A 13,527-nucleotide genomic window follows, 5' to 3' on the forward strand; every position below is an offset into this window, starting at 1 on the left:
AATCATCTTGAAGAAGATGAGGAAAAACTACGGGTTTCAACGTAGACGAGGTTTAGATCCTGAACGCTTCGGTTTTGCTTTTGTTCGAGCTTATGCTTTGAATATGGGTTGGGCTAAAGATGTTTTCATTGGAGATCCTCAAGGTGGTAAGCCTGGTGAGATTTTGGGGGCTGATATCGCTATTTTGCGCCAAAATCGTATGGCAAGATACGGAGAACAAAGTCCAATCGCTACTTTCGGAGAAAAGTATGTTTGGGCTGCTACGCACGAACTCGCTGGCTTCTTGGCTGCCCGCATCAGTGGATACGATTGGAACAACAAACGCCATAAACCTCTGGTCAATTTGGGGCTTTTGGCTGAAGTAAATAACCCAGCATCTGATATTGGTTACGATCAGTTAGATTCTGATTTAGTTTTAGAATTTTCAGAGCTTGTTCCAGATGTTGACTTAACTGAACCACTTCAAATTGATCGAGTCAATGAGTGGGTACAGAAAGCTCCTTTACCACCAATTGAGCCATTGCTTTTGCCTGAATCAAGTCAATTTCCAGAATGGGCGCAAGACCATGAATGGTTGGTATTGAAAGCGTGTGTTAATAGATGCCATGTGGATAGTCAAGCTGAATCCACCTTCTGGGCATCCAGTTTTGCGTTCCCGTTGTTCGCATCTTCTCATTTAACGGAAAGTGTGTGTGATGAAATAACATGGAACTTACATGATTTTAGAGCGATTGTAGATGCGACGAAAACCTACCAAGATCCATGTGAAGTAGTTTGGGCCCCCTGGATTCGAGAAGCAGAAGGAATTATCCATCCTGTGGTACATAATTCAGCCGGAGAAACCAAAACGATTCCCTTGCTGGCAGGAACTTGTAAAATTGATTGGCGCAGCCCAGATGGTGATGCAGAAAAGTGGTTGCCAGCAAAGTGGCTCAGAAGGATATTGGGTATTGTGGATTTCCAGGCAGGCCTATTTTTGAATGCAAATGGGGAAATCCTAGCCTTTACTATAGAACAAGCTGGTGAAAGTTGGGAGAGGCATCAGTGCGATATTCTTGTTGCTCGGCGTGATGTAATCATTGATGCCTTAAGACTAAGGAATTTGGCTTTGGCTTGGGGAATTAGGCTATATCGTGAGCCATCTTACCCGCTTAATATCCTGTCAGACAAGAAAAGAATGTATCGAGATTGGTGTGCCACTGTGTTTTATACAGATGATGGTTTGAAGACTGTTACCTCTCAGGACTTGACTCATTGCTGGGGAGAAGATGTTTAAAATTTTAGGCAAATCTCTTCATCGCTATATTATTGACTTGCTCGGTTTCCTTTATCTACAAGTTCGGTTATTGCCTATGTAAACTCAAAGCTGATTTCGCTAAGATCAGAGTCATAAAATTAAGTTTTTCAGTCATTCGGTAGGTCACGGGTTCGAGTCCCGTCAGTTCCATAAGAAGGGGCTGTAGCTCAGTTGGCAGAGCAGCCGACTTTCGTCAGCAAAAGGTCAGGAATTTCTACATTCTGACCTTTTGCTATTTTGATTCTTGCGAATCTTGAATATTTAGAGATGCGATCGCACTGCCACTCATAAATAAAAAAGAGACGGGTACGAACCACGTCTCCAGGCGATGGGAAAATTTTTTAAGGGTTATGCTACATCTGCAACCAGCAAGCCATTAACAGCTATGATGATTAACTGTGCTTGCAAAGGAGTATCAAAACAGGGTCTTTCATCTCTATTACAAGGCTGCGCTATCCATTTACCCTCCAGATTTTGATAAAAAGTACCTAACAATTGTGAACCGCTCCAAACTCGATAAAGTTCTCCAAAATCATCGTTTATGGAATCAATTTCTATTTCTGGGGGTGCTGGGTCTGTTAGTTGGTCAACGTAGCCCTCAACCTCTGATTGAGCCAAGGCTTGGTTATCAAATTCTTCTTGTACAATCATCTAAGTAACCTCATCAATGGGGTTTTACAAAAGGCGATCGCAGTCTCTTCCCGGAGTGGCGATCGCTTTTGTTTTTGTCTACAATTTAATCTACGTGACACGTAGAAATACGTCAAGTGTAGATTAATAAAATCTAGAGTATTATATATCTACTTGTTAAACAGAATACTGAAGAGTAGATAAATCTACATCTAGCAGCGACTAAACTGGTGATGTAGTGTATATCTGAGAATCAAGTGATTCGCTGGAAATTAAATGAAGTGATGGCACGAAAGCGGGTTAAAAATAAGGATCTAGCCAAGATACTTGGTATAACTGAAAACTCAATTTATAGATTACGTAAGGTTGATGAAATGCCAAGATTAGCGCCGGAACGATTGAATGGCATTTGTAAAGCGTTGAATTGTCAACCAGGGGAACTGTTGGAATACGTATCAGATGAAGGTGAAGAGAATTTTGTTTCTCAGGTTGATATCGTTTGAAAGCGATTGCTACAACAATCAAATCCCAGGAATGGGACGCAGGATTTTGTGAGACGCCGAACTGTCAAACTACAAGCGCAAGGCTTGGGCTGTTGCTGAATCAGTGAGCAACACACCTGCTTCAATATTGCGTTCCTGGGCGGTTTCTGTATCTGTCGCAAACATTTTTTGAATTAGTATAAGTTTTTAAAGGAATTGCTTTTTTGGTATCATTTTTTTAGCAATTATCCTTAATTAGATTTCCTTTGAAAAAAATATTTACCTAAAAATCCTAGATAAATTTATTTGAAAAATTACTTAATTGATACTTTTACAGATATTCACAAGCTAATTGAATTATGGCTCGTAAACTTTTAGAACTGAATACAGAGGATGGTGGAACGATTTTGGTAGCAGTTGATGTCCCAGATGTATCAGTGGGCCGTGTATCTGCTCCTGGTGAGTTGCCTATAGAAAAAGTAGAGGCGAGCTTTGATGCAGTGAGGGATTTGATTGTTCATGGGTGTCGCCCAATTACAAAGGCATTTCGTACTTTGCAGCAAGAATCGCAACCCATGAGTGGAGAAGTTGAGTTTGGCGTGAATTTTACTGCCAAAGGCTCAGTCTATGTAGTCGAATCTGCTGGACAAGCATCACTTAAGGTGAAAATCACATGGAATCTGACACCAGAAGTAAACAAGTAATAAATTTTCATGAGTTGGGATTTAGTTAAAGCTTGTACAGTGGCGATCGCTACTCCAGAAGGTAATATCCAAGGTACAGGCTTTTTCGTCTCACCCACAGGATATTTACTTACCTGCGCTCATGTAGTTGAGTCAGTTGGTGGTTGGGAAAAAGTCCGAATCAATCGTCAGAGAGTTGAGTTAATTTATTTGGGCGATCGCATCAGCGATGATTTTGCCATCTTGCAATTACCTGGTTATCAGGGTGCTTCAGCGCCTCTATCTTTAAAATTTAAGCCAATGGATCGATTCTTGTCTATTGGCTATGGACGGCTGGATTTTCCTCTAGGCGCTTCGATTGATGGCACGATCACTGACATTAACCCGCAGTCCGAATTTGGCAACTTGCCAATGCTGCGATTGCGTGTTAAGGCAAATTCCCAACAGGTACAAGGGGGTTACAGTGGTTCGCCTGTGTTTGACGCTGAAACTCAACGAGTTATTGGATTAATTGCTGCTTACGACAATACAGAAGGTGCGTTGGCTCTACCACTATCGACAGTGTTAGAAAAATGGTCAAATTTGTCAAAATTTATAGATATTCATCCCAATGTGCCACCATTACCACTAGCCAGCAAAACTGCCAGAGTTTTCATTAGCTATCGCAGTCAAGATCCGGATTTGAGCCTTGCCCAGAATTTCTACGAAGTTATCAAAGCTGCTGGACATCAAGTATTCATGGCAGAGGAGAGTATTCGCTTAGGAGAAAACTGGCCTCAACGCATTGATAGAGAATTAGAACGTTGTGATTACTTCTTACTGCTGTTGTCTCCACGATCAGCCACCAGTGAGATGGTGACAGAAGAAGTGAGACGGGCAAAACAGTTGCAGGATTTACGTTCTGAACATAAGCCAGTAATTTTGCCCATTCGCGTCAACTTCCCTTGGAGTGAACCACTCAATTATGATTTACGAGGTTATTTAAATCAGATTCAGCAGCGAGAATGGAAGTCGCCTGCTGATACTTCTAGAATTTTGCACGAAGTCTTGAGTTTACTGGCAGGTAGTGAGGAAGCTAAAGACTTCACCACTCGCACAGAGGAGAAAATTATCCTTCTGCCTTCAGATCCACCTATGCCAGTAGCAGAACCAGAATTACCTGAAGGACAGGTAGATTTAGCCTCAGAATTTTATATTGAACGTCCTCCTATTGAATCTTGCTGCAATGAGGCAATTTTGAAGCCAGGTTCTCTGATTCGGATTAAAGCTCCTCGGCAAATGGGTAAAACCTCTCTCATGGCGCGGATTCTTCATGAAGCTTCACGACAAGATTATTTAACTGTGCCTTTGAGCTTTCAGTTAGCGGATGGAAAGGTTTTTGCTGATTTGGACAAGTTCCTCCGGTGGTTTTGTGCCAGTGTAGGACGGAGGTTAAGGATACCCAACAAGTTAACAGATTACTGGGACGAGATTTTTGGTAGTAAAGATAACTGCACTGCTTATTTTGAGGACTATCTCTTGGCAGAAATCAACCAACCGCTAGTGTTGGGATTGGATGAAGTTGATTGTGTATTTCAATATCCCGAAATTGCTGCCGACTTTTTTGGACTACTACGCGCTTGGCATGAAGATGGAAAAAATCGGGAGATTTGGAAGAAACTGCGGTTGGTAGTGGTGCATTCTACCGAAGTTTATATTCCGTTGAATATTAACCAATCACCTTTTAATGTAGGCTTGCCAATTGAATTACCAGAGTTTAATGCCCAACAGGTACTAGATTTAGCACAAAGGCATGGACTTAATTGGAGTTTTAATCAAGTTGAGCAGTTAATGACAATGGTAGGAGGACATCCCTATCTTGTACGGATGGCACTTTATCGCATTGCCAGAAAGGATATTACCCTTAACTTGCTCTTACAAAAAGCACCCACAGAAGCTGGGCCTTATAGCGACCATTTACGAAGGCATTTGTGGAATTTAGAACAGCATCCGGAATTAGCTGCTGCAATTAGGAAAGTAGTTGCCGCTACTAGCCCTGTTCGCTTGAATTCGATAGAATGCTTTAAATTACTCAGCATGGGCTTGCTACTACAGCAAGGAAATGATGTCACGCCACGTTGCAATTTGTATCGTCAATATTTCTGCGATCGCCTGAGAGTCAATTAATGAACACAGCACCAAACCCAGCCTACGAATATCAAGTCGGGGGAAGTTTGCCAGTTGATGCTCCCAGTTATGTGGTGCGCCAAGCAGATACAGATTTGTATGAAGCGTTGAAGGCTGGCGAGTTCTGTTATGTTTTGAATTCGCGGCAGATGGGCAAGTCTAGCTTGCGAGTGCAAACAATGCAACGACTACAAAACGAAGGTATTGCCTGTGCTGTAATCGACTTGACAAAAATTGGTAGCCAGCACGTTACATCAGATCAATGGTATGCGGGTGTAGTGCGTATTTTAGTCAGTAGTTTTGAGCTTTCAAGCAAGTTTAATTTACGAAGTTGGTGGCGCGATCGCGATCATCTTTCTCCGGTACAGCGATTGAGTGAATTTTTTGAAGAAGTTCTGCTACTTGAAGTTTCTCAACCCATAGTTATTTTTGTAGACGAAATCGATAGCGTTCTCAGCCTAAATTTTTCAAGTGACGATTTTTTTGCGTTAATCCGAGACTGCTGTAATCAGCGTGCTGACAAACCACAATACAAACGTCTCACCTTTACATTGCTAGGAGTCGCTACCCCCTCGGATTTGATTCAAGATAAAAACCGCACGCCGTTTAATGTTGGTCAAGCGATTGAAATCAATGGCTTTCAACTGCATGAAACTGAACCATTAGTTCAAGGATTGGTGGGAAAAGTTACTAATCCCCAAACAGTGCTAAATGAGGTATTGGCTTGGACTGGTGGACAACCATTTCTCACTCAAAAACTTTGTCAATTCATCTTTGCTGGTATAAAAGCGGCGGAAGTTGAAGAATTGGTGCGATCGCGTATCATCGAAAATTGGGAATCACAAGATGAACCAGAGCATTTAAGGACAATACGCGATCGTCTTTTCATATCTGAGCAACGTACAGCAAGGCTGTTGGGGTTGTATCAGCAAATTTTACAGCAGGGAGAAGTTGCAAGTGATGACAGTCCTGAACAAATGCAATTGCGGTTGTCAGGATTGGTAGTTAAGCAGCAAGGAAAGTTAAGGGTTTATAACCGTATTTATAAATCTGTTTTTAATCAAAGTTGGGTTGAGAAAGGGCTAGTCCAACTGCGTCCCTATGCAGAAGCATTATCAGCATGGTTAGTTTCCAATTGTCAGGATGAATCACGCCTGTTAAGGGGGCAAGCATTACGGGATGCTCAGATATGGGCAGGGGGCAAAAGTTTGGGGGATCAAGATTACCAATTTTTAGCTGCTAGCCAGCAGTTAGATAGGCAAGAAGTTCAAATAGCATTGGATGCAGAAAAGCAAGCGAAGCAGATTTTAGCTGAGGCACAGGCAAAAGCAGAATCAGCTCTACATGAAGAGAAGAAAGCTAATCAAAGGTTAATAGAAACACAACATAAAACTAAGAAGACTATTCGTATAGGCCTAGCGGGAGCAACTTTAATCTCTTTGGTGGCAATAGCAATGGGGATAAAGGCAGTACAGTCAGGTAAAGCGCTTGAAGCATCAAATAAAGCCTCTATAGAATTAAAACAACAACAGGAACATTTAAAAATAGAACAAAATAAATATCAGATAGAACTGGACAATACAAAAAATATTCTCCAAAATACAAAAAGTGAAACAAATAAATTACGTAAACAAAAAATTTATACAGAAAATAAACTTAAAATAGCAAAACAAAAAGAAGTGGAAGCTAACTCCAAAATTGAGCAAAAAGAGAAGGATTTCAATTTAATGCAGAATAAATTAGGAAATATCGCTCAACAGCTAAAAAAGACTGGATACAAATTGGCTCTCAAAGATTTAGAATTAAACAATAAAAATCAGCAAATTGTTAAAGCTACTAAAAAAAGCAATCAATTGCAAGAAGAAATCGAGACAAAAGGTGGTCGAATCTATATAGTATATATAAATGATGATAGTGCTTCAGTAATAGAAAAAGTAGAGAATCTACAAAGAGAGAAAATCCAAAATAGAACACGGTATATTAGAGAAACAATATTGAAGAAACAACCTGATAAATTAAAAGATGAGAAGCTACAACAACCACCTTTTAGGATGGAATATCAGGGAAAATTGGTGATTAATACAGGATGGTTCTATGTTGAGGATGAAGCAAATCAGTGGGTTCAAAAATTAATAAATTCTGGTATAAATGCTAGAATAATGAATTATAGTAAAGGAGAAGTTCCAGACTATAGTTCAGATAGTATTATAAAACCAGGAGATCGAGGTTTAAATGTCAAAGGACTTCAACAGAAACTGTTAGTTGATGGGTCTTATAAGGGAGAAATAACAGGAATATACGATCAAAAAACGGAAGAATCTGTCCGAAAATTTCAATCTGCTAAAAACATAACAGTTGATGGCATTGTGAAACGAGATACTTTAGATTTATTGCCAAAAGAAGGTGTTGGTGATTTTGTAGGCTCACCTCCATCTACTCCTCGTAAGATTAATTATCTTGCAAAAGGCGATGAAGGTGAGTATGTCAAAATTTTGCAAGAACGCTTAAGAGTTGCAGGCTTTTACTACGGAAACGCTACAGGCATATTTGGTCCAATTACCGAAGAATCTGTCAAGCGGTTCCAAGAGTCTTACAAATTAGAGGTTGATGGGATTGTTGGCCCGGGAACATTTCGTAAATTGCCGGCAGTTGGTATCGGTGATGGAGGAGAAGCTCCTAAAAAGGTAGCAAATCGAGATAAACTCCGTGTAGGCGATCGTGGCGAAGCTGTTAGAGTTCTCCAAAAACATCTGATTCAAGCAGGATATTTAGAGGGAGAGCCAAATGGCTACTATGGTCCCTACACTGCCGATGCTATAAGGAGATTTCAGGCAGCTAATTTCTTAGCAGCAAGCGGTGTTGCTGGCCCAACTACACGAGCTAAGTTATATAGCTCAATAAATACTGCCCCGAAAAGCAACTTTGGCGTTCTGGAAATCCAAACCCGATTACGGGAGCGCGGTTTTTATAAAGGCAAGCTCAACGGTGTGATGGCAGATGACACCAAAAAAGCGATTCAACAAGCCCAAGAATTTTACGGCATCCCCCTAAGCGATCTTAAAAGTGGAAGATTCCCGTAATTAATTGAAAAGGATATTCATATTATCTTGACCAGATCCTTACTAAAAAACAAGCGTTTGCACCCTAACGACGAAACAGGCGATCGCCATTTTTAGCTATGGTTATCTAGCTTTGAGCTAATCGGCTAACTGGGGTGCTTAGTTGTAATGACCTGTTCAATTTAAGCTGCTATGTTCTGTGAATACAAATACTGCTGAAACCCGATAAATACTTCACTGATATTCGCAACGCTCCCTAGTTCTTCAACAGCATCACGAACGGTATGATATTTCAACTCTAACAGTTGAGGTAATTTAGTGCGATCGAGTTCCCCCACCCCAGCTTTAATGTATTGTTCAAGTATAAAGTCGAGAAATTCTTGCTGTTTGCCGATATAGCGCGAGAAAATTAATGATTTGTGAGCGAGGACACGCTCTCGGCGGCTTATAGGTGGTGAGGCATAGGCGATATAAGCCAGCACATTATATAAATCGCTTTTCTCAGCATCAATCAGGCGACTAATTTCTGTAAGTTGTTCTTCCCCGTACCCCTTCTCTGCCAGTCCTTCTAATAAAGCTCTACGGGTATCAGGGCGACTCCAGATTGCTCTTAATTCGTCTTCATCTGTGAATAGTTCAGGAATTTCACCAAAGAGACGTTGCACAAATTCTGCGGCGCTCATAGGTTTACCATCTGGACTCCAGAAGCTAGTAGATATCCGGTGCTGGAGAGTCCGCTCTTTACCATCGGCGAGTTTGATTCTGATGGTTTTGGGGTTGGGAACTTCTGTAGTTTCGTTTTTAGTTCTGCCTCTATTTATACTACTATTGGTCGTAGGGTCAGTGTATGCACTTGATTGATCTCCGCCTCTGGCAATTTTGACAATAACAGGTTCTTGGGGTTCGCCATCCCATTCAGGATCGTTGAAGTGTTCGTAGGCTTTGACGAAATCATAAATAGTGAAGTAGTCTTTCCCATCAAATAGGCGAGTACCGCGACCAATAATTTGCTTAAATTCAATCATCGAGTTGATGGGACGCATCAGCACAATGTTACGAACATTTCGGGCATCAACCCCAGTGGAGAGCTTTTGGGAGGTGGTGAGAATGGTGGGGATAGTTTTCTCGTTGTCTTGAAAGTTGCTGAGGTGCTGTTCTCCCAGTTTCCCATCATTGGCGGTGACGCGGACACAGTAATTAGGGTCACAGCTAATCTTCATTTGGTTGATTAAATTCCGCACAGCTAGAGCGTGGGGTTGGTTGGCACAAAACACCAGAGTTTTTTGATTCTGGTCGATTTCTTCCATGAACAACTGCACCCGATAGCGTTCGCGATCGCTAATTTCAATGATGCGGTTGAAGTCAGCTTCAGTGTAGGTTCTGGCTTCGTCTACTGCACCTTCTATTAATTCATCTTCGGCACTGTAAATATATTCATCTAGGGTGGTTTCGATTTGTCTGACTTTAAAGGGAGTAAGAAACCCGTCGTTGATGCCGTCTTTGAGGGCGTAGGTATAGACTGGCTCGCCGAAGTAGGCGTAGGTATCGGCGTTGTTTGCTCGTTTGGGGGTGGCGGTGAGTCCAAGTTGTACGGCTGGGGAGAAGTATTCTAAAATGCCCCGCCAAGTGCTTTCGTCACTGGCTCCTCCTCGGTGACATTCATCAATGATGATAAAGTCAAAGAAGTCGGGGGGATAGTCGCTGAATTTGGGCGTAGGATTGCCAGCGTCGTCCCGTCCAGTCATAAAAGTCTGGAAAATCGTAAAAAAGATACTGCCATTTTTGGGGACTCGACCCCGTTTTTTGATGGCTTCGGGGTCGATGCGGACGAGGGCATCGTCGGGGAAGGCAGAGAAAGAGTTATAGGCTTGGTTCGCTAAGATATTGCGATCGCTTAAAAACAAAATTCGCGGACGGCGGGTGGGTTGTCGGCTGAGGTTCCAACGACTTTGAAAGAGTTTCCAGGCTAGTTGGAAGGCGATGAAGGTTTTACCTGTGCCAGTTGCCATTGTTAACAAAATCCGGTTTTGTCCTTGGCAGATTGCTTCTAGAACGTGCTTAATGGCATTGTGTTGATAATAACGGGTTTCCCATGTACCGCTTTTGTCTTCAAAGGGAATGGCTGCAAAGCGATCGCGCCACGCATTATTTTCGCTAAAGGTCGCTTCCCAGAGTTGCTCCGGGGTGGGATATTGGTTGATGTAGCCTTCTGCACCTGTGTGCATATCTACTTGGTAGATGCCGATGCCATTTGTAGAGTAGGCAAATCGAGTCTGCAATTTTTCGGCGTATTTTTTGGCTTGTCCTAAACCTTCCGTATCTCGTAAGTCGCGTTTTTTAGCTTCGATGACTGCGAGTTTTTCACCACGATAAACAAGGACATAATCGGCGATGTCTGATTGAGCGCGTTTACTGTTGCCAATTAACCGACCAGGGGCAATAACTTCGCGGCGGATGCGACTACCTTCGATAACTCCCCAGCCTGCGGCTTTGAGTGCGGGGTCAATTAGTTCGGCACGGGTTTCGGCTTCGTTCATATTTCGTTCATCTCGATTTGCTTTTAAGGACTTTTTTATTGTTTTTGCAAGGGCTTCAGGCTTTGAGAGTTCCTAATCTCGATTTGCTTTTAAGGACTTTTTTATTGTTTTTGCAAGGGTTTCAGGCTTTGAGAGTTCCTAATCTCGATTTGCTTTTAAGGACTTTTTTATTGTTTTTGCAAGGGTTTCAGGCTTTGAGAGTTCCTAATCTCGATTTGCTTTTAAGGACTTTTACGCCCAAAAAGGGAGATAGCGAGCATAGCGGGTAGAGGTTGATTCGGATTCATCTGCCTTGATTAAGCCAGCTTCTTTGGTGAATCCAATAATGTAAGAAACATTAGCTGCTTGTGACTCACTTAGACGAAACCGCTCTCGTAGGGTTTGGTTAGACATTCGTTGATTGCTGACATACAGCAGACAGCAATGCTGGTAGCAGGCTCGAATTCGATCACTCTTGCTCATATCGGCAAAATCTTGATGGGCAAACAGCACTGCTGTAGTACGTGTGTCACCTACTCGAAAATCTGGTGCGGGTAGTTGAAACATTTCTGCTGCACTTACAACTTTGTCAATGCCACTGCCTTTTTCTTCACATATATGGAAAAGTCGCATTAAGTTGGCGAGTTGTTCGTTACGGGAGCGATTTTCATCAATAAATCGCTCTACCTTAATGGGTGGGATACCAGGATTAGATATCTCAATGCGATCGCTATACATCTCGATCATCACTGAAGTACCTGTTGCTAGAAAATCCTGATGCACCAAAGCATTAGCAATAAGTTCTCGTAAAGCCTGTTTCGGGAACATCTTTACTTCTTCTCGTACAACTTCCTCGATAAAGCGATTCTGCGGTGCTGCTGAGTGAATAAAATCCACTAATCCGTCAAAACCAACAGCATATCCTCGGATGCCTGTGGTGTCATTACGAGTTTTTAGCTTATTGATACCTTCGTAGATTACGACACGGGAAGCTTTACGAGCCAAGGTAGGGGAAAAGGCATCCAGTTTTTTTGCCAACAGGATCGCAGCTAGGTTTGTGATTGTCCAACCATGTGCTGTTGGTTTAATTAACTGTTGACTCTGCAATCGATCTAGGACAGCATCGCGGGTAGTTGGATAGGGAATTTTTAGCAGTTCAAAGTATGTTTGGGTATCTAGGAGGGCGATTACATCGTCCGGGCTAGCGTCACATCGAGCAGCTTGGCAAAACCAATCTTGTTGGTCTTCTGCAAAAATTTTCTTGAGTACATCTGGTGTCATCGGGCGTAAATCTTCACCAGATCGCATCAAGTATGCACCATCAAAGGTATATGCTTGTCCTAAAGGACGAGGTGGTATTTCAAAGACTAACACTCGACCATTGGGATGGGCTAATTCTGTTACGTCTACGCGGAATCCTAGTTTTTCTACAATACGGGATTTAATTTCATTCAGGGAAGTCTGTGATGGAAAAGCTTGGGAACCTACAACTTGACGTGGTGGCTTATTGGTTACGCCTAAAACTAGATATCCACCTCCCTCATTAGCTAATGCTACACAATACTTTAGTAAGTCAACTTTATTAAATTGCTGCTTGGCTTGTTTAAATTCAAGGTTCTCGGTTTCAGCAGGTGCATTCAGCCATTTTTCAAGGGTTTCTAGGGTAATCATGCTGCAATTCCCTCTTTAGCAGTTTTTGCAGTGTCTGCGGTAAGTTCGCCAGTGAATGCTTTTTGCAGAATGGATTGTTTGAGTTCTTTGAGTGCGGTGATTTTTTTGCGGTAGATGGTTTCGAGGCGTTGGGTTTCAATCAGTAAAGTATCAAGTTTTTCAACAATTTTTTTTTGTATTAAGAGCGGTGGTACAGCAATCTGTAAAACTTTCGTATCAGGAACTCTCATATGTTGAACGGTCGAACCTGATGCGAAAGCCTTAATCTGATTCTGTAAGTCATTAGATTGAAATGCGTATAACAAAAACTTGTTGTTTAATTGATTAGAATCAGTTCTGTAGGAAACAATGCGTTGTCCTAAAAAAACATGATCATCTGTAATCAGCATTCCAACTTCTCCCATTGGTGCTTCACGAGTTAAAAGAACATCTCCTTTTTTTGGAATTTGTCTCCTTGTCCATTGGCGATAAGTTTCTTCGGTGACATACCTTACAGAATCTAGATTTACACAACCATGACGAACATTGGTAGTCCGAATCATCTTAAAAGGCGATGCCTCATCAATTATTGGAGCAGTTTTGTTAATGCAATCAATGATCGACTCGCAGACATCTTCTATTTTCTTCTCTACCCACCCATCGCCTTTCTGAGTGAAAATGGCGTTTAGATAGCTTTCAAATAATTCGCGGGAGTTTGCGAGGTTCTTTTCGGTGTTTGCGATCGCTCTATCAATCCCCTCAAAAGCCTCATCCAAAATTGCTACAATCTGTTTTTGTTCGGACAGAGATCGAGGAAAATATATTTTAACTTTCTTCAGTAATTGAGATTTGATTCCTTTAACCGTTGCTCCAGTGCCTTTTTCATGTATTTTTTCCTGCATCACATTTGAAAGAAGCATATATTTGAGAAATGTTGAATCAAGCACTTCTCGTTTAGGTTGCATAACTATGATGCGTTGAGCAAAAACAACCTTCTCATCTGTGTCAAGTTGAGCGACGTTACCCAGTGGAGCTTCTGTAGTA

The 13,527-nt window shown here is 41.8% G+C and carries 9 protein-coding genes and 1 pseudogene; 5 read left to right on the plus strand and 5 right to left on the minus strand.

What is annotated here, in order from left to right; translation table 11 throughout:
* Window positions 1-1,276: pseudogene (locus tag RM049_RS17830) on the plus strand (hypothetical protein); the annotation flags it as partial.
* 188 nt (window positions 1,277-1,464) lie between these two features.
* On the opposite strand, the gene RM049_RS17835 reads toward RM049_RS17830, so the two are convergent.
* Together RM049_RS17835 and RM049_RS17840 are read right to left on the minus strand one after the other, a co-directional pair.
* Complete coding sequence (locus RM049_RS17835) at window positions 1,465-1,614, minus strand: hypothetical protein (RefSeq protein WP_322705106.1); 150 nt, start codon at window positions 1,612-1,614, stop codon at window positions 1,465-1,467.
* A 31-nt stretch (window positions 1,615-1,645) separates the two neighbouring features.
* Window positions 1,646-1,948, minus strand: a complete 303-nt coding sequence (locus RM049_RS17840) for a hypothetical protein (protein WP_322705107.1) — start codon at window positions 1,946-1,948, stop codon at window positions 1,646-1,648.
* A gap of 236 nt (window positions 1,949-2,184) precedes the next feature.
* On the opposite strand from RM049_RS17840, the gene RM049_RS17845 reads away from it, so the two are divergent.
* The 4 genes from RM049_RS17845 to RM049_RS17860 all read left to right on the plus strand — a co-directional run bounded on the left by RM049_RS17845 (window position 2,185) and on the right by RM049_RS17860 (window position 8,338).
* Window positions 2,185-2,430 carry a helix-turn-helix domain-containing protein gene (locus tag RM049_RS17845; RefSeq protein WP_322705108.1) on the plus strand — a complete coding sequence of 82 codons (246 nt, stop codon included), beginning with the start codon at window positions 2,185-2,187 and terminating at the stop codon, window positions 2,428-2,430.
* Window positions 2,431-2,768: 338 nt separating this feature from the next.
* The gene (locus tag RM049_RS17850) at window positions 2,769-3,113 is read left to right on the plus strand and encodes a CU044_2847 family protein (protein ID WP_322664592.1); all 345 of its coding nucleotides are present in this window, start codon (window positions 2,769-2,771) and stop codon (window positions 3,111-3,113) included.
* A gap of 9 nt (window positions 3,114-3,122) precedes the next feature.
* Window positions 3,123-5,258: an AAA-like domain-containing protein gene (locus RM049_RS17855; protein ID WP_322705109.1), complete on the plus strand. Its 2,136-nt coding sequence runs from the start codon at window positions 3,123-3,125 to the stop codon at window positions 5,256-5,258.
* The gene (locus RM049_RS17860; protein ID WP_322705110.1) at window positions 5,258-8,338 is read left to right on the plus strand and encodes a peptidoglycan-binding protein; all 3,081 of its coding nucleotides are present in this window, start codon (window positions 5,258-5,260) and stop codon (window positions 8,336-8,338) included. The genes RM049_RS17855 and RM049_RS17860 overlap by 1 nt, the downstream gene beginning before the upstream one ends.
* Before the next feature lie 161 nt (window positions 8,339-8,499).
* On the opposite strand, the gene hsdR is transcribed toward RM049_RS17860, so the two are convergent.
* From hsdR to RM049_RS17875, 3 genes are all read right to left on the minus strand, one after another.
* Window positions 8,500-10,854 carry an EcoAI/FtnUII family type I restriction enzme subunit R gene (gene hsdR, locus RM049_RS17865; RefSeq protein WP_322705111.1) on the minus strand — a complete coding sequence of 785 codons (2,355 nt, stop codon included), beginning with the start codon at window positions 10,852-10,854 and terminating at the stop codon, window positions 8,500-8,502.
* Window positions 10,855-11,085: 231 nt separating this feature from the next.
* Window positions 11,086-12,504, minus strand: coding sequence for an ATP-binding protein (locus RM049_RS17870; protein ID WP_322705112.1), 1,419 nt, complete (start codon window positions 12,502-12,504; stop codon window positions 11,086-11,088).
* The gene (locus RM049_RS17875) at window positions 12,501-13,511 is read right to left on the minus strand and encodes a restriction endonuclease subunit S (RefSeq protein WP_322705172.1); all 1,011 of its coding nucleotides are present in this window, start codon (window positions 13,509-13,511) and stop codon (window positions 12,501-12,503) included. Before RM049_RS17875 ends, RM049_RS17870 begins: the two co-directional genes overlap by 4 nt.
* Window positions 13,512-13,527: the final 16 nt, after the last annotated feature.

Source organism: Nostoc sp. DedQUE04 (assembly GCF_034530995.1).
GTDB lineage: Bacteria > Cyanobacteriota > Cyanobacteriia > Cyanobacteriales > Nostocaceae > Nostoc.